This is a genomic window from Brevundimonas vesicularis NBRC 12165, assembly GCF_001592205.1.
In the GTDB taxonomy this organism is placed as follows: Bacteria; Pseudomonadota; Alphaproteobacteria; order Caulobacterales; family Caulobacteraceae; genus Brevundimonas; species Brevundimonas vesicularis.
In genome coordinates this window covers 1-15,657 of the sequence record NZ_BCWM01000017.1, presented here as the reverse complement: position 1 = coordinate 15,657, position 15,657 = coordinate 1, and the positions used below count along the sequence as shown (strand labels likewise).

Annotated in this window: 17 protein-coding genes; 2 read left to right on the top strand and 15 right to left on the bottom strand. The window is 66.0% G+C overall.

Annotation, left to right across the window (positions count from 1 at the left end):
- Positions 1–10 precede the first annotated feature (10 nt).
- A complete protein-coding gene (locus BVE01S_RS13290; protein WP_066628473.1) occupies positions 11–532 on the bottom strand; it encodes a COG3650 family protein in 522 nt (173 codons plus the stop codon).
- An 88-nt stretch (positions 533–620) separates the two neighbouring features.
- Between BVE01S_RS13290 and BVE01S_RS13285 the strand changes: the two genes are divergently transcribed.
- Positions 621–1,286, top strand: coding sequence for a fused DSP-PTPase phosphatase/NAD kinase-like protein (locus BVE01S_RS13285; RefSeq protein WP_066628465.1), 666 nt, complete (start codon positions 621–623; stop codon positions 1,284–1,286).
- 6 nt (positions 1,287–1,292) lie between these two features.
- Here BVE01S_RS13285 and BVE01S_RS13280 read toward each other — a convergent pair whose 3' ends face one another.
- The 14 genes from BVE01S_RS13280 to folE all read right to left on the bottom strand — a co-directional run bounded on the left by BVE01S_RS13280 (position 1,293) and on the right by folE (position 13,739).
- Positions 1,293–1,505 carry a hypothetical protein gene (locus BVE01S_RS13280; protein ID WP_066628462.1) on the bottom strand — a complete coding sequence of 71 codons (213 nt, stop codon included), beginning with the start codon at positions 1,503–1,505 and terminating at the stop codon, positions 1,293–1,295.
- Positions 1,506–1,582: 77 nt separating this feature from the next.
- A complete protein-coding gene (locus tag BVE01S_RS13275) occupies positions 1,583–1,828 on the bottom strand; it encodes a DUF4170 domain-containing protein (RefSeq protein WP_017505336.1) in 246 nt (81 codons plus the stop codon).
- Positions 1,829–1,938: 110 nt separating this feature from the next.
- The gene (locus BVE01S_RS13270; RefSeq protein ID WP_088582736.1) at positions 1,939–2,736 is read right to left on the bottom strand and encodes a 3'(2'),5'-bisphosphate nucleotidase CysQ; all 798 of its coding nucleotides are present in this window, start codon (positions 2,734–2,736) and stop codon (positions 1,939–1,941) included.
- The gene (locus BVE01S_RS13265; RefSeq protein WP_066628460.1) at positions 2,733–4,088 is read right to left on the bottom strand and encodes a TldD/PmbA family protein; all 1,356 of its coding nucleotides are present in this window, start codon (positions 4,086–4,088) and stop codon (positions 2,733–2,735) included. The genes BVE01S_RS13270 and BVE01S_RS13265 overlap by 4 nt, the downstream gene beginning before the upstream one ends.
- A 39-nt stretch (positions 4,089–4,127) precedes the next feature.
- On the bottom strand, positions 4,128–4,535 hold the full coding sequence (locus BVE01S_RS13260; RefSeq protein WP_017505339.1) for an MAPEG family protein: 408 nt from the start codon (positions 4,533–4,535) through the stop codon (positions 4,128–4,130).
- A 3-nt stretch (positions 4,536–4,538) separates the two neighbouring features.
- Positions 4,539–6,308 (bottom strand): M14 family metallopeptidase, encoded by a 1,770-nt coding sequence (locus BVE01S_RS13255; protein WP_240612073.1) that lies wholly within the window; start codon positions 6,306–6,308, stop codon positions 4,539–4,541.
- A 101-nt stretch (positions 6,309–6,409) separates the two neighbouring features.
- Positions 6,410–7,042 (bottom strand): hypothetical protein, encoded by a 633-nt coding sequence (locus BVE01S_RS13250; protein WP_066628606.1) that lies wholly within the window; start codon positions 7,040–7,042, stop codon positions 6,410–6,412.
- Positions 7,043–7,072: 30 nt separating this feature from the next.
- Positions 7,073–8,602, bottom strand: a complete 1,530-nt coding sequence (locus BVE01S_RS13245; RefSeq protein WP_066628456.1) for a UbiD family decarboxylase — start codon at positions 8,600–8,602, stop codon at positions 7,073–7,075.
- A 10-nt stretch (positions 8,603–8,612) separates the two neighbouring features.
- The gene (locus BVE01S_RS13240; protein WP_066628455.1) at positions 8,613–9,275 is read right to left on the bottom strand and encodes a Pr6Pr family membrane protein; all 663 of its coding nucleotides are present in this window, start codon (positions 9,273–9,275) and stop codon (positions 8,613–8,615) included.
- Positions 9,276–9,293: 18 nt separating this feature from the next.
- Positions 9,294–10,136 carry an aldo/keto reductase gene (locus tag BVE01S_RS13235; protein WP_066628453.1) on the bottom strand — a complete coding sequence of 281 codons (843 nt, stop codon included), beginning with the start codon at positions 10,134–10,136 and terminating at the stop codon, positions 9,294–9,296.
- 38 nt (positions 10,137–10,174) lie between these two features.
- The gene (locus BVE01S_RS13230) at positions 10,175–10,537 is read right to left on the bottom strand and encodes an MmcQ/YjbR family DNA-binding protein (RefSeq protein ID WP_066628451.1); all 363 of its coding nucleotides are present in this window, start codon (positions 10,535–10,537) and stop codon (positions 10,175–10,177) included.
- Positions 10,538–10,564: 27 nt separating this feature from the next.
- Entirely contained in the window at positions 10,565–12,394 is a 1,830-nt protein-coding gene (locus BVE01S_RS13225; protein WP_066628449.1) for a gamma-glutamyltransferase family protein, read from the bottom strand.
- Positions 12,395–12,521: 127 nt separating this feature from the next.
- Positions 12,522–12,956, bottom strand: a complete 435-nt coding sequence (locus tag BVE01S_RS13220; protein WP_055753310.1) for a biopolymer transporter ExbD — start codon at positions 12,954–12,956, stop codon at positions 12,522–12,524.
- Positions 12,957–13,124: 168 nt separating this feature from the next.
- On the bottom strand, positions 13,125–13,739 hold the full coding sequence (gene folE, locus BVE01S_RS13215) for a GTP cyclohydrolase I FolE (protein ID WP_066628447.1): 615 nt from the start codon (positions 13,737–13,739) through the stop codon (positions 13,125–13,127).
- A gap of 128 nt (positions 13,740–13,867) precedes the next feature.
- On the opposite strand from folE, the gene cysS reads away from it, so the two are divergent.
- Positions 13,868–15,319 (top strand): cysteine--tRNA ligase, encoded by a 1,452-nt coding sequence (gene cysS / locus BVE01S_RS13210; protein ID WP_066628444.1) that lies wholly within the window; start codon positions 13,868–13,870, stop codon positions 15,317–15,319.
- Positions 15,320–15,657: the final 338 nt, after the last annotated feature.

Below are 15,657 nucleotides of genomic sequence, written 5' to 3'. Positions count from 1 at the left end.
GCCGTTCAAGTCAAGGCTTGTCCGGCGAAGGTTCCAGCGCACGGCCCGGCTCGTCGGCGCGGATCAGGGTTTCGCCGGGCGCTTCCTGGATCCTTACGGCGGGCGGAACCGTCGGATTGGACGCGTATCGACGCCCGTCGAACGGCACGGCGACCTCATAGCCTTCGGTGATTCCGCCGCCCGCGACATAGACGCCCAGATCCCGTCGGCCATGGGTCTGTCGCTCCAGCAGCCGGATCGGCGCGCGCGCGACGCTGATCTCGCCGACCGAGCGATAGGTCGCGCCGGTGCGGTCCAGCACCAGCAGCCGACATCCGCCCGAGCCGCACCAATTGGGGCCGGTCAGATACACCAGGGTCATCGCCCCGTCCGGTGTGATCGCGGCCGTATAGCGGGTGGTGTCCAGCGCCTCCTTGGCCCGGTCGCGCAGATAGGCGATCAGGGCGGGGTCTTCGGGCGGTGGTGTTTGTGCGGCGGCCGCGCCGGCCCACAGGCTGGCGGCGACGACGGCGGTTGCGGCGAGGGTTCTCATCGGGCTGTTCTCCGGTCTCGACAAACATTCCAACGCATCAGGATCGAGATCGGATGACGCGGCGGCGTCGGATCGCTATCTGGCGGGCATGGCGCGCTTCGACCTCTCGACCGCGATGGGCCGTTTTCGGGCGCATTGGCATTATTTCTGGGCCGACCACGCGTTTCTGCGCGTGGCGTTTTCCAACGCCCACTGGCTGGGCCCGGATCTGGTGCGCACCAATCAGCCGTCGCCGCGCCAGCTAGCTTATTGGAAGTCTAAGGGCGTCAAGACGGTCATCAATCTGCGCGGCGAGCGGGATGAGGGCTATTACTGGCTGGAGAAGGACGCTTGCGAGCGGCTGGGCCTGACACTGATCGACGCGCCGCTGGACTCGCGCGATCCGCCCGAGACGGTGCGCATCCACCGCGCGCGCGAGCTGTTCAGGACGATCCAGTATCCGGTGCTGATCCACTGCAAGTCCGGCGCGGATCGGGCGGGGATGATGGCGGTCTTCTATCGCCACTTTCACCTCGGCGAGCCGATCTCGGTCGCCAGGAAGCAGCTCTCGAAGAAATATCTGCACTCGCGCGAGGGGCTGACCGGCGTGCTGGACTATACGCTGGAAAAATACGTCAACGAAATCGAGCCGAAGGGCGTCAGCTTCATCGATTGGGTCGACAGCCCCGACTACGACCCCAAGGCCATCCGCGCCGAGTTCAAGGCCGGCTGGTGGGGCACGCTGCTGACCGACAAGCTGCTGCAGCGGGAGTAGGGGGCTTCAGCCCCAGGGGCCGGTTTTCGGCTGGTCGCCGGCCTCGCCGTTTGCGCGGGCCACGGCGGCCAGTTCAGCGTCGCGACGGGCCTTGCGATCGGCCTCCCACCGCTTGAACCAGCGGGCGTAGTTGATGTGGCCGCGCAGCGAAAAGCTGAACAGCGCCAGCACGGCCAGCAGGCTGACCAGTTGAAAGATCTGTTGCGGTTCCAGGTTCATCGTCGTCCTCGCCTACAGATCGAAACGTCGGATCGAGGAGCCGGTTCGGCCCCTCGATGTCGCACTCAGTCCTCGGCTCAGGCCGCGTCGCCGCGAGGATCGATCAGCTTGTGGGCGTGCAGGATGAAATAGCGCATGTGGGCGTTGTCCACGGTCGCCTGGGCGCGCGCCTTCCAGGCCTTCTTGGCTTCGTCATAGCTGCCGAAGGCGCCGACGAACTCGACCTGCGACAGGTCGCGGAAGGTCGGCTCGCCCAGGTGACGAAGCTCGCCGCCGATCACGATGTGCAGCAGCTGCGGCGGGACGGCATTCTGATCGGTCATCGGAAATCCTGAAGGCTGGGCCGGAAGGCTTGGGGGGAGGAGGTTTGCGCGCGGCATAGGCCGAGAACGCCCTCGGATCAATGTTGGCGGGGGTTTTTCCGTCCCCGCCTTCAGGTCGAAAGCGGCACGTTTTTACAGCGCCGCACGATCATCGGCTGGATGACCGGCGCCGCGCAGACCAGGCTGGCCTGACGCGGATCCGGCCGGTTGAAGGCCCACGGCCGCCCGTGGTGATCGCTGACCCTCGCGCCGGCTTCGGTCGCGATCAGCCAGCCCGCAGCGACGTCCCAGTCCCATTTCGGCGTCAGGGCCAGGGCGGCGTCAAAGGCGCCGGCGGCGACCAGCGCCATCCGATAGGCCAGGGCGTTGCGTTTCTCGAAACGCATCGCCGGCCACGGCTCGTCGTCGAAATAGGGCGCTTCGATCAGTCTCGCATCGCCCAAGATCGAGGCGTCCTCCAACGTATCGACATCCGAGGCGTGGATGGGTTTGCCGTTACGTCGCGCCCCGCCGCCGCGCGTCGCCACATAGGTCTCGTCCACCTCGGGCGCATGGATGACGGCGGCGACGACTTCGCCGTCCTCGACCACAGCGATGGGCACACACCACCACGGCGTCCGCTTCATGTAGGCGACGGTGCCGTCGATGGGATCGACCACGAAGATGCGTCGTTTCGACAGACGCTCGGCCGTATCCGCCGTCTCTTCCGACAGCCAGCCATAGTCGGGCCGCGCCGACAGCAGCCTGTCCTTCAGCATGGCGTCGACCTTCAGGTCGCCGCTGGTGACGGGCGAGCCGCCGACCTTGGACTCGATCTTCAGCCCCGCTTCGCGCTCGGCGATGGCCAGCGAACCCGCATCGATGGCGGCCTGGCGGATCAAGTCGAGGTCAGCGTTCAGGTCCATCATTTGCCCGCGATGGCCACCGCGTCGAACATCAGACTGGGCACGTTGAACCCGCCCCGGAACTCCAGGTCCGATCCGCGCTGGAGGCGCAGATACAGGTCGGTCAGCTTGCCGGCCACCGTGACCTCGTTGACCGGATAGGCGATCACGCCGTTCTCGAACCAGAAGCCCGACACCCCGGCGGACCAGTCGCCGGTGTTGCCGTTCAGCGACGGGCCGAACATCGACGTCACCAGAAGGCCGGTCCCGGCGTCCGCCATCAGGCCCGCCAAGTCCCGCTCGCCCGGCTCCATATGCAGATTGTGGGTCGAAACCCCGGATGGCCCGGCCAGCCCCCTTGAAGCATGGCCGGTGGTTTCCAGGCCCAGTTGTCGGGCCGATGCGCTGTTCAGCAACCAGGTGGTCAGGACGCCGTCGTCGAACAGGGCGCGCTTCTGGACGGCCACGCCTTCGTCGTCGAACGGCGTCGATCCCATGCCTCGCGGGCGGAACGGATCGTCGATCAGGGTGACGCCCTCGGCGAACACGCGCTGGCCCATGCGGTCCTTCAGGAAGGAGGTGCCGCGCGCGATCGACGGGCCGGAAATGGCGCCGATGGCCGGCGACACGATCTGGCCCGCCATCCGGTTGTCGAAGATCACGGGCGCGGTGGTGGAGGCGATCTTGCGCGGCCCGACGCGGGCGACCGCGCGCTCGCCGGCGGTGCGGCCGATCAGGTCGGCGCCCGGCAGGTCGGACAGGTGTCGGGTCGAACGACTCTCGCCGCCGCGCTCCATCGCCCCGTCCTTTTCGGCGATGACGCCGACGCCCAGCGAGAAGGCCGAACCCTCATAGGCGCCGTCGAAACCGTGAGAGGTCACCAGCCGCCAGCGGGTGGACGACCAGCCGGCATGGCCGCCTTCCGACCGCGCCACGCCGGGGACCGCCAGGGCCGCCGCCTCGGCCTCGGCCGAGACCTGTTCCAGAGTTTGGGCGGTGCGTTCGCTGGGATCGAACAGGTCCAGATCGATGAACAGTCCGCGCGCCAGCCGATCCTCGGGCGCGAAACCGGCGTAGGGGTCTTCCGGCGCCAGCCGCGCCATGGCCACCGCCCGCTCGACCAAGCGCGCCTGGGTGGCGGGCGAAAGGTCCGAGGCCGAGACCGACGCCTGCCTTTGGCCCACGAACACGCGCAGGCCTAGGTCGCGCGATTCCTCGCGTTCGACGTCTTCCAGCTTGCCGTTGCGCACCCCGACCGACAGGGATCGGCGATCGGCGCTGACCGCCTCTGCGGCGTCGGCGCCGGCCTTCAGCGCGGCCTTGACGATGTCGTTGAGAAGATCGGTGGAAACGGGTGCAGCCAGGGTTTCAGTCATGCCTTGATATGGCGGACGCCCCGCTGCACCGCAACCGCGTCAGACGACGGCGAAGGCGATCAGGCCGACAGCAGCCGTCAGCAGCGCCACCCAGGTCAGCAGCATGCCGACGACGCGACCCAGCGACGGCCCGGTCTGCAGCAAAAGGCCCAGGGCATGGGCGACCCGACCGACGAACAGCGTCGCGCCGACCCCGTGAACCATCCAGGCCGGTGCCCCGACGGCAGCCAGCAGCAGCATGGCGATCATGCCCGGCGTCGCATATTCCACCAGATTTCCGAAGGCGCGGCTGGCGGCCATCAGATCCGCGTTTCCACCGTCGCCGAACGACACCATGTGTTTGCGCCGCCCGCTGACCACGATGCCCGACAAGACCAGCATCATCAGGATCAGCAGGCCGCTCCACAGGGCGGCGGCCTGAACGGCGTACATCAGCGGCGTGGTCATCGATCAGTCCTCGCGCCCGACGGGGTAGAGCAGATAGTGGTCGTCGTAGAAGGGCGTGCGTTCATAGAACCAGGCCAGACGCGCCTGCGGATCGGCGGCGAACGTGGCGTCGGCCGCCACCTTGGCCTCGAACTCGGCCTTCAACGCCGGGTCCGCCGCCATCATCTTGTCCGCCAGCGGCGCGATGGCGTAGGCCTCGATATATTCGACGCGGCTCATCACCTCGGGGAACATGCCCCAGGCAAAGAAGCTCTCGCTGGATTGCGGCTCCAGCAGCAGCACGACGATGTCGCCCAGCGGCTGATCCGTCGGCACGCGCACCGAGCCGGTCGGATACGTCCAGTCGCGCTTTTCGACCTCCACCGTCTTCACCGAAGCCTGCACGTGACCTTCGCTGGCGCGGGTCGCCAGCTTGGGCTCGACCAGGCGCAGCATCGAAAGGTTTACGATGCGCGCAGCCTCGACCGTTTCCATTTCGATCCCGTGCGTTTTCAGCCGCTCGATGATGTCGGTGCGATAGCCCGGCACCCAATAGGCCGTCGGCCGCGTCAGGGTCAGCGTCGGCTTGGAGCCATAGAAGGGCATTTGCCACAGGTCGGGATCAGGTTGGCCCAGCCAGCGGATCTCCTTCCGACCTGAGGCGGGACTGTCATACGTCTCGTACAGCATGCCCTTGAAGGGCCGCGTGGACGACGCCGCCTCGTCGGCCTCGAAGTTGGCGGGGATCTGCGCTGGACGCAGGGCCTTGTCCTGATCGGTCGCGGCGCGAAGACCGGCGCCCTGATCGGCCAGCAGACGCATCGCCTCCTCGATGAAGACGTAGGCGCCCAAGACCCGCTGTTCGTGCGGTTTCAGGCTGTGGTTCTCGATCAGGATCGTCGGCACATGCGCCGCCGCGCCCCAGCCGTTGGAGAACCGCTCGCCCAGGCCGCCGTCCGACAGGCCCTTCTTCGGCTCGTCGTCGTCGATGCCGAACACCAGTTCGCCGGGGATATGGCCTTCGCGTTCCAGCGCGGCGTTCATCGCCGGCTTGAACACCGAATCCAGCCAGGCCGAGCCGTTCGGCGAACGGCTGAAGCTCCCGTCCTCGCCGTTGAAGCCGTAGGTGACGTCGTACTGGTAATCCATGCCGTCGGTGACGTGGACATCCACATACAGGTCCGGCCGGTATTTCAGGATCAGGCCGCGCACGGCCCGCATCTCGGGCTGGTCCAGCTTCAGATAGTCGCGGTTCAGGTTCTGGTTGGTCGCCGTATTGCGCCAGCCCTGGATGCGCGGCCCCCGCTGGTTAGGCCGGGAATAGGGGCCGGAACGCTCGTGGCCGTCCACGCTCAGGATGGGGATCAGGATCAGATTGACCCGGTCCAGCAGGGCGTCCTTCCCATAGAAGGCGATGTCGCGCAGCAGCATCATGCCCGCATCCTTGCCGTCGATCTCGCCAGGGTGGATGCCGGCCTGGATCATCAGCACCGGCTTGGCGGGATCGAAGGCGGCCCCATCCTTGGAGGCGATCACCGCATAGATGGGCCGACCCTCGGGCGAGACGCCGAACTGCTCGATGCGGATCAGATCGCTGGCCTGATCCAGACGATCGAACCAGGCGCGGGTGTCGACATAGTTGGGGCTGAAGTCGTGGTCCGGATCGGCCTCAAACGCCGTGGCCCAAGGATCAGACACATCGCGCAGCAGCGCCTTGGACGCACCGTCCCAGGCGGGGGCGGGCGGCAGGAAGGCCTGATCCCAAGGTGCGGTGTTGGGAAGCGTTTGGGACATGGCGGGGCTCACGCTACAGGCAAGGGCGGCGACCAGCGCCGAAACCAGAAGAGGGGACTGCATGGCCTTTCGTGAGCCGATTGCGTCGCCCTGACAAGGTTTCAACCGCCGCCGCCCAGGACGGGCGCCCAGCCGCCGGCCTTGAGCAGCAGGGCCGCCGAGTTCCCCATCTGCCAAAGACTGTAGAGCAGAACGACGACCAGGGCGCCGACCGCAACCCGGCGCGATGGCGCAAACGCCGCCGTCGCGGTGCCGATCACGAAGATGGAGACCCCGACCCACAACCGCACCGAGCCGGCGATCTTGGCGAAGCCGGGATTGAGCTGGGCCAGGATAATCACGACCACCGCCACGATCAGATTGGCCGCCAGGATGCAGCCGAACACCAGTCGCCGATGCGACCAGAAGTGGTCGTCCAGATCGATCCGCTCGTCGCCGCCCTCGGCCGAAACGCGGGGGAACGTCACGCTGGCGGCGACGTAGAAGGTCGCGGCGATGGCCAGTGAAATCAGCAGCACGAAGGTGTTGAACGGCGCGCCGCGGAAGATGACCCAGGCCTGGTTCCAGAAGGTGGCGATGTCGATCGCCACGAACAGGGCCAACATCGGCGTCAGCCAGCCGAAGCGGATCCGCTGCTTCTCATGCAGCACCCGCGCGAACCCGCCGACCAGTTCGGCCACGGACAGGCCCAAGAGCAGGCCGTAGAAGCTGAAGAAGAACTCGAATGCGCTCACATCGCCCCCCGGCGTAACCAAAAGCCAAGCTTATTTCCAGATCGGCGTTCCGTCACCCGGCAGGCCGAGACGGCCCCATAGGTCGTTGACCCGTTCGACGACCGCCTCGTCCATGCGAATTTCCTCGCCCCATTCGCGCTTGGTCTCGGGCGGCCATTTGTCGGTGGCGTCCAGCCCGATCTTGGAGCCCAGGCCGCTCTCGGGGCTGGCGAAGTCCAGATAGTCGATGGGCGTCGACTCGATCACGGTGATGTCGCGCGCCGGGTCCATCTTGGTCGAGATGGCCCACATGACGTCCTTCCAGTCGCGAGCGTTGATGTCGTCGTCCACGACGATGACCCATTTGGTGTACATGAACTGGCGCAGATAGCTCCAGACGCCCAGCATCACCCGTTTGGCGTGGCCCGGATAGGCCTTCTTCATCGACACCACCGCGATCCGGTAGCTGCAGCCCTCGGGCGGCAGCCAGAAGTCCGTGATCTCGGGAAACTGCTGGCGCAGCAGGGGAATGAACACCTCGTTCAGCGCCTCGCCCAGCACGCTCGGCTCGTCCGGCGGCCGGCCGGTGAAGGTGGTCAGATAGATGGGGTCGCGGCGCATGGTGATGGCGCTGACCTTGAAGACAGGGAACTTCTCGACCGAGTTGTAATAGCCGGTGTGGTCGCCGTATGGGCCCTCGTCCTCGAACTCGTCCAGCAGGACATGGCCCTCCAGCACGATTTCGGCCTGGGCCGGGACCATCAGCGGCACGGTCTTGCACGGGACCAACTCGGCCTTGGCGCCCCGCATCAGGCCGGCGAACTGATATTCCGACAGGGTGTCCGGCACCGGCGTCACCGCCGCCAGGATCGTGCCGGGATCGGCGCCCAGCACCACGGCGCAGGGCAGCGGCTCCTTGGGCCGCGCCTTCTTGTGCCGGGCATAGTGTTGCGCCCCGCCGCGGTGGGCGAGCCAACGCATGATGGCCTTGTCCTTGCCCAGTACCTGCATCCGGTAGATGCCCAGGTTGAAGTCGTCCTCGCGGTCGTCGCTCGGCCCCTTGGTCACGACCAAGCCCCAGGTGATCAAGGGCGCCGGCTCGCCGGGCCAGCATGATTGGACGGGCAGGGCGGTCAGGTCGATCTGATCGCCTTTCAGCACCACCTCCTGCACCGGCGCCTTCTTCACCGTCTTGGGCCGCATCGACAGGACGGTCTGCATCAGCGGCAGCATCTCCATCGCGTCGCCCAGACCGCGCGGCGGCGTCGGATTGCGCAGGAAGGCCAGCAGTTCGCCGACCTCGCGCAGTTCGCCCGCCGTGGTTCGGTCCTTGCCCTCCAGCGTAACCCCCATGGCGACCCGTTTCACCGTGCCGAACAGATTGGCCAGACAGGGGATGGGACTGATCGTGCCGTCCGGCATGACCGGCTTTTCGAACAGCACCGCCGGACCGCCATTCCTCAGCAGCCGGGTCTGGATCTCGGTCATCTCCAAGACGGTGGAGACGGGTTCGGACACCCGCACCAGCTCGCCCTGAGCTTCCAGCTGGTCGATGAAGTCACGCAGGGATTTGTAGGCCATGCCGCGACGCTTAGGCGGGAGTGGCCCCTGTGTCACGCGTCGCGCGACCGAACAGCCGGTCCAGCCCGACGAGGCCGAGCCCGACGATCAGGAAAAACACCAGCAGCATGCCGAAGATCACCACGACCCGGACCAGTCCCAGCTGATCCACATTGACGAAGCCATAGGGCCACCAGCGCGTCGCCAGCCCATGAACGAGCGTCCAGCCGCCGTAGACAAGTGGAAACGCCAGCCATTTCGCCGGATCGATCCAGCGCAGCCGGCCCTTGGGGCTGAACCACAGCCAGTCCAGCACGAAGACGGCCGGCATGACGTAGTGCAGCACCAGATTGACCACCAGCGACCAGCCGGTCGGGTTCCAATAGGGGTGCAGCAGGAAGTGGTACACCACCCCGACCACCAAGATATACATGGCGACGGCCGCCCTGACGCCTTCGCTGGCGGACCAGCGGGCCAGCCGGGATCCTTCACCCAGCAGCGGCCCGGTAAAGGCCAGGGCGACCAGGATGTTGGTCAGGATGGTGAAGAAGCTGAAGTAGTTGATCGTCCGTTCCAGCACGGTCCAGCCTTGGGCCGGCGCGATCATCAGCAGATATTGAAGCGCCAGCGCGGTCCACCCCACGACGGCGAACGTCGCACGCCACAGCCTGGGCTGGTCCCGCTTGCGAAACACCGGCGCCTCCCTTGTCGGTCAGGCGGCAGTCTTGTCCCATTCGAACGCCGGGTCCAGCCAGTCGCCCAGTCGTTCGCCGCGATCCAGCGCGTCCATCCGCTGCATCTCCTCGTCCGTCAGGGCGAAGTCGAAGATGTCGAAGTTTTCGCGCGCGCGGCTTTCCTTGGTCGTGCGCGGGATGGCGATAATCCCGTGCTGGATCAGCCAGCGCAGGGTGATCTGGCCGTTCGTCTTGCCGTGCGCGCCGGCGATCTCGCTGATCGTGGCGTCGTCGGCGATCTTGCCTTGCGCCAGCGGCGACCAGGCGGTGATCGACGACCCCAACTCGGCCGCCGTCGCCACCAGCTGATCGACGCCCAGATAGGGGTGATGCTCGACCTGATCGGTCAGCAGCCGCGCCTTGGACAGGCTCTGCGCCTGGCGGAATTCCTTGGAGGGGAAGTTGGACAGGCCGATCGACTTGGTCAGGCCTTGGTCCTTGGCCTCGTTCAGGGCGCCCAGCGTCTCTTCGAACGTCGGCGTCGTCTTGGGCCAGTGCAGCAGCAGCAGGTCCGGCGTCGTGCCTAGGCTGTCGGCCGATTCCCTGGCCTGTTTCAGCAGGGCGTCGTGGGTGAAATGTTCGACCCAGATCTTGGTGGTCAGGAAGATATCCTCGCGCGCCACGCCGGAATCCCGGATGCCTTCGCCGACAGCCTTCTCGTTCTTGTAGATCCAGGCCGTATCGATGTGGCGGTATCCGATCCGCAGGGCCTCGGCGACCATGCGCCGCGCATCGTCCGGCTCCAGCTGCCAGGTGCCGAAACCGAGCAGGGGGATTTCGATACCGTCAACGGTGATCGTGGGTTGGTCGCCATAGGCCATGGGGCGCTCCTTGGGCTGGGTCCGCTTGAGGGGCGTAGTTAGGCGCCCGACCCCGCTCCGATAAGGTCTGGATGCGCCTTGGACAGCCTTTTCGGCGCGATCCGACGCCATCGCTTCTCAAGCGCCGCCCTCAGCCAGACGGGATCGACGCTGGCGATGCGCGCCAGGACCATGGGATAGTCGCGATAGTGGTCGGTGAAGTGAAAGGTCGCCGGGTCCATCTCGATCAGCAGTTCGCGCTCATCCAGATTGTCCAGATGCACCACGATGCTGTCGTCCAGCGCCGGGCGCATCCAGGTGAAGAACTTGCCCGCGACCTTGAACGACGGCTCGCCATAAGACACGCCATCCTCCACGCCGGGAAACGACAGCAGAAGCGCGCGGACCTCGTCGTGGGTCATCGGGCGGCCAATCTCCGTAGACCAATCTCAATAAGCCAGGGCGATCCCGTCCTTGCGCATCTCGGTCGCCGCGCCATAGGTCCAGCGTCCGCCGGGGTTCATCTGTTTCATGACGTTCTGATAGCCGCCGAAACCGCCGTCGGGTTCACCCAGCGTCCAGCCCATCGCGCGCAGCTGGGCCTTGGTCGCCTCGGGCACGCCGCTTTCCAGATGCAGCACGCCGGTTCCTTCCTGCGGCTGGCCCGTCGGTTCGGACGAGCCATAGTGTTGCCAGCGCGGGGCGTCGCCCGCCGCCTGGGGCTCCAGCCCGTAATCGACCATGTTGATGATGATCTGGGCCTGGCCCTGGGGCTGCATGGCGCCGCCCATGACGCCGAACGCCATCCACGGCTCGCCGTCCTTGACCGCAAAGCCGGGAATGATCGTCTGGAACGGACGCTTGCCGGGCGCATAGATGTTGGGGTGGCCGTCGCTCAGGGCGAACAGCTCGCCCCGGTCCTGGAACATGAAGCCCAGCGGTTCGGAGCCGTTGTCGGGCGCCAAGCCCGAGCCCATGCCGCGATAGTTGGACTGAATCCAGCTGACCATCATCCCGTCCGCGTCGGCGACGCTGAAATAGGTGGTGTCGCCGTGGTGCGGCGCATCGCCCGGCATGACGCGGTCCATGACCCGATCGGGCCGGATCAGTTTGGCCCGCTCGGCCGCGTAGGCCTTTGAGTTCAGCCATTCGACCGGCGTTTTGGAGAATCGGTCGTCGGCGAACCAGCGCGCCCGGTCCTCGAACGCCAGCCGCTTGGCCTCGGCCTGAACGTGCAGCGAGGCGGCGGACTGGAAGCCCATGGATTTCAGGTCGAACTGTTCGCAGATGTTCAGGATCTGGTTGGTGCTAAGCCCCTGGGTGTTCGGACCCAGGCCGAACACGTCCACGCCGCGATAGTTGGTTCGGATCGGCTCGACCCATTCGGTATGATGGGCGGCCAGATCGGCGCGGGTCATCCAGCCGCCGATCCGCTTGAAATAGGCCTCGATCTGATCGGCGATGGGGCCGTTGTAGAAGGCGTCGCGCCCACCCTCTGCGATCATCCGCAGGGTCTTGCCCAGATAGGGATTGGCGAAGACCTCGCCCACCTTCGGCGTCGCGCCGCTCGCGGCCCAGATGCGCTTCCGGTTCTCGTTTTCCTCGATCGGGATCTGGCCCCGATCAAACGACGCCATGTTGCGTTCCAGATAGTAGGCGATGACCTGGGGCACGGGCACGCCCTGTTCGCAAAGTTCGGCGACGGGCAGCAGCACCTCTTTCCACGGCAGTTTCCCGTACCGCTGGTGCGCGCTCCACCAGGCGTCCACCGTGCCCGGCACATTGACCGTCACCGCGCCATAGCGGGGCAGATAGCCGTCGATGGCCTTGGATCGCGCGATCTCCAGGCTGAGTCCCCGGGGACTGGCGCCCGAGCCGTTCAGGCCGACGACCTTCTTCTGTTTGGGGTCCCACAGCATGCAATAGGCGTCGCCGCCGATGCCGTTGGCGACCGGCTCCAGAAAGCCCAGGGCCGCATTGATTGCGATGGCCGCATCGATGGCCGATCCGCCGCGCCGCAGGGTGTCGATGCCGATCAGACTGGCCGCGGGATGTGCCGTCGCCGCCGCCCCGTTCGCACCCCAGACGGTCGAGCGCCCCATGAACTTCGGTCCCGAAATCCGGTCGCCGATGCCGACGCCGGCATAGGGGTCGGCCGGGCGAGCCGGCGCAGGGGCCGCCTCGGTCGGCCGGGCGGCGGGAGAGGCCTGCTGGGCCTGGGCTGCGGTCGCCGCCAGCGCACCGGCGGGCAGGGCGGACAGGAAGGTGCGACGACGCATGGGCGGGCTCCTCGAACAATCGATGCGGCATCAAGGGTGCAGTCGATCGATCCGGCAAGTCTTTCGGCAAAGAAAAAGGCCGCGTCCCTTTCGGAACGCGGCCCCAATCCTGGAAAGGACCAAGGTCCTATTCGATGTCTTCGTTCAGCAGGCCGACCTTGAAGAAACCGTTCTCCTGCATCTTGTTCATGACTTCCATGAATTGCGAGTACTTCACTTCCGGCTGGGCGCGGACGAAGACGCGCTCTTCCTGGCAGGCGCCGCCGCCCAAGGCGGTGCAGACGTCAGTGGCAAGGTTGTCGATCGAGGTTTGCTTGTCCGAAAGGAACAGCTGACCGTTTTCCTGGATGGTGATGTACACCGGCTCCTTCTCTTCGGTCGGATTGGTGGGCGGCTGTGCGGGCGGCAGGTCCAGACGGATCGAGACGGTCGCCATCGGCGCGGCGACCATGAAGATGATCATGAGCACCAGCAGAATGTCGATGAACGGCGTGATGTTGATATCCGCCGTCTGTTCGATCGTGTGCTTGTCCCCACCGGAACCGCCGATCTTCGCAGCCATGCTCGTCTCCGTTACTCGCCGGCTGCGTTCCGCGCCGACATTTCCCTATGGATCGCCCGAAGGCTTGATCGGTTCTTGGCGTCCCGATGCGGGCTTGTAAAGCGGTTCTAAACGATCTGCCGTTCCCGAACGTCAATTATACACGACAGAGGCACGACGGTTCGGCCTTCAGGCCTTGGCCAGCTTCAAAAAGCGGTCCGCCAGGGCAGGATCGTCCTTGAAGGCGCCGGTGAAGCGGGTCGTGATGGTCGAAACGTGCCGATGATGCACGCCGCGCGTGGTCATGCACTGATGCTCGGCGTCCACTAGCACCGCCACGCCGCGCGGCTGCAGGTGCGATTCGATGGCCTCGATGATGTCGTTGGTCAGGGTTTCCTGGTTCTGCAGGCGCCGCGCATAAATCTCGACAACCCGCGCCAGCTTGGAGATGCCGACCACCTTCTCACCGGGCAGATAGGCGACATAGGCCTTGCCCAGGAACGGGGCCAGGTGGTGTTCGCAGTGGCTCTCGACCTCGATGTCGCGCAGGATGACCATGTCGTCATAGCCGGTCACGTCCTCGAAGGTGCGGCTCAGCTCCTTGCCCGCATCGGCGTCATAGCCGTCGAACCATTCGCCATAGGCGTCGACCACCCGCTTGGGCGTGTCGATCAGGCCGGGACGGTCGGGATTGTCGCCGGCCCAGGCGATCAGGGTGCGCACGGCCTCCAGCGCCTGCTCGCGCGACGGGCGTTGAACACTGTCGTCGCTGACGAGGACGGGCTTGGCGGGGGTGACGCTCATGAACTCGATTTCCGGCCGGAGCGGGCGGGTCGCCCGGTTTACCTTCTACAATCCGTCGGGACTGTATATCAGGCCGCTATATGGGACAGACCGTCCGTCCCGCAAGAAAACCCGCTAAAGACTGATCCATGCCGCTGCACATCCACGACACCCTGCGCCGTGAAAAGCGCCTGTTCGAGCCCCGGAACAAGGATCGTGTGACCCTCTATGTCTGCGGCCCCACGGTCTATGACTACGCCCATATCGGCAATGCGCGCCCGCCGGTGGTGTTCGACGTCCTGGTGCGGCTGCTGCGCCGGACCTATGGCGCGGACCATGTGATCTACGCCCGCAACGTCACCGACGTGGACGACAAGATCAATCAGAAGGCTGCGCGCGAGGGCGTGCCGATCCGAGAGGTCACGGCCCGCTATGAAGCCGCCTATCTCGCCGATATGGGCCTGCTGAACGTCTCGCCGCCCGATATCGCGCCCCACGTCACCGACTACATCCCAGCCATCGTCGATCAGATCCAGGCCATCGTCGACGCGGGCTGCGCCTATGCGGCCGAAGGGCACGTGCTGTTCGATGTCTCGTCCTACAAGGCCTACGGCGCCCTGTCGGGTCGGAACCTGGACGACATGATCGCCGGCGCCCGCGTCGAGGTCGCGCCCTACAAGAAGAACCCCCACGATTTCGTTCTGTGGAAGCCGTCCAAGGCAGACGAGCCGTCCTGGCCGTCGCCATGGGGCGAGGGGCGTCCTGGCTGGCACATCGAATGCTCGGCCATGATTGAAAAGACCCTGGGCCTGCCCATCGACATTCACGGCGGCGGCATCGACCTGGTCTTCCCCCACCATGAGAACGAGATCGCCCAAGGCGTCTGCGCCCACGGCCATGCGCATGGCGATCAGGCCCACGACGAATACGCACGCTACTGGATGCACAACGGCTTTCTGACCGTGGACGCCGAGAAGATGTCCAAGTCGATTGGCAACGTCCTGCTGCTCCACGATCTGGTGCAGGCCATGCCGGGCGAGGTCGTCCGCTGGGCGCTTCTGTCGGCCCACTATCGCCAGCCGCTGGACTGGAACCAGGGGCTGCTGGAGCAGAGCCGCAAGAACCTGGACCGGCTGTATGGCGTCCTGCGTGACGCCGATGCGGCTCTGGGCGACTTCGATGAGGCCACGCTGGACGAGGCCGAGATGGAGCTGGCCGAGAACGCTCTGGATCCGGTGCTGGACGCGCTTGAGGACGATCTCAACACGCCGGGCGCGATCGCCCAGCTGTTCGGGCTGGGCAACGCCCTGCGCGAGCTGCTGAACGACGCCGAGGCCGATATCAACGATGTCGCCATGGCGCGCTGGAGCCTGAAGGAAGCGGCCGGGCTGCTCGGCGTCCTGTCGCTGACGCCGGACGCCTGGTTCGAGGGCGGCGATCCCGCGCTGAAGACCGAGGTCGAGGCCCTGCTGGACCAACGCGCCAAGGCCCGCGCCGCAAAGGACTGGCCCGAGGCCGACCGCATCCGCGACCGCCTGAACGCCCTGAACGTCGTCGTCATGGACGGCCCCGACGGCCCCACCTGGCGCGTGAAGGGCTGAGATCAATCGTCTCCTCCCCACCTGTGGGGAGGGGGACCGCGAAGCAGTGGAGGGGTTCTTTCAGTCCCACAGAGGTCAGGGATGCGCTGAAGAGCCCCTCCGTCTCTCCGCTGCGCGTCAAGCCACCTCCCCATGACATGGGGAGGAGACGATGCTCAGCCATCGCAATGACGCTGGTCCATCCGCTGCGATTTCAACCACTTGCCGATTTATGTCCCCCGTCTCCCATCCAAGGGGTCAAACGGGCCCATAATACATCCGTCTCGTCGCATGGAGGGCTCGCCTGGCCTGCGACCTTGCGGCGGCGAGAGCGGAGGGAACGGGAGCGATAGTGAGAT

Bases quoted from the DNA above. Each gene is read 5' to 3' on its own strand.
- BVE01S_RS13290 (WP_066628473.1), bottom strand. From the start codon at position 532: ATGAGAACCCTCGCCGCAACCGCCGTCGTCGCCGCCAGCCTGTGGGCC.
- BVE01S_RS13285 (WP_066628465.1), top strand. From the start codon at position 621: ATGGCGCGCTTCGACCTCTCGACCGCGATGGGCCGTTTTCGGGCGCAT.
- BVE01S_RS13280 (WP_066628462.1), bottom strand. From the start codon at position 1,505: ATGAACCTGGAACCGCAACAGATCTTTCAACTGGTCAGCCTGCTGGCC.
- BVE01S_RS13275 (WP_017505336.1), bottom strand. From the start codon at position 1,828: ATGACCGATCAGAATGCCGTCCCGCCGCAGCTGCTGCACATCGTGATC.
- BVE01S_RS13270 (WP_088582736.1), bottom strand. From the start codon at position 2,736: ATGATGGACCTGAACGCTGACCTCGACTTGATCCGCCAGGCCGCCATC.
- BVE01S_RS13265 (WP_066628460.1), bottom strand. From the start codon at position 4,088: ATGACTGAAACCCTGGCTGCACCCGTTTCCACCGATCTTCTCAACGAC.
- BVE01S_RS13260 (WP_017505339.1), bottom strand. From the start codon at position 4,535: ATGACCACGCCGCTGATGTACGCCGTTCAGGCCGCCGCCCTGTGGAGC.
- BVE01S_RS13255 (WP_240612073.1), bottom strand. From the start codon at position 6,308: ATGTCCCAAACGCTTCCCAACACCGCACCTTGGGATCAGGCCTTCCTG.
- BVE01S_RS13245 (WP_066628456.1), bottom strand. From the start codon at position 8,602: ATGGCCTACAAATCCCTGCGTGACTTCATCGACCAGCTGGAAGCTCAG.
- BVE01S_RS13235 (WP_066628453.1), bottom strand. From the start codon at position 10,136: ATGGCCTATGGCGACCAACCCACGATCACCGTTGACGGTATCGAAATC.
- BVE01S_RS13230 (WP_066628451.1), bottom strand. From the start codon at position 10,537: ATGACCCACGACGAGGTCCGCGCGCTTCTGCTGTCGTTTCCCGGCGTG.
- BVE01S_RS13225 (WP_066628449.1), bottom strand. From the start codon at position 12,394: ATGCGTCGTCGCACCTTCCTGTCCGCCCTGCCCGCCGGTGCGCTGGCG.
- BVE01S_RS13220 (WP_055753310.1), bottom strand. From the start codon at position 12,956: ATGGCTGCGAAGATCGGCGGTTCCGGTGGGGACAAGCACACGATCGAA.
- folE (WP_066628447.1), bottom strand. From the start codon at position 13,739: ATGAGCGTCACCCCCGCCAAGCCCGTCCTCGTCAGCGACGACAGTGTT.
- cysS (WP_066628444.1), top strand. From the start codon at position 13,868: ATGCCGCTGCACATCCACGACACCCTGCGCCGTGAAAAGCGCCTGTTC.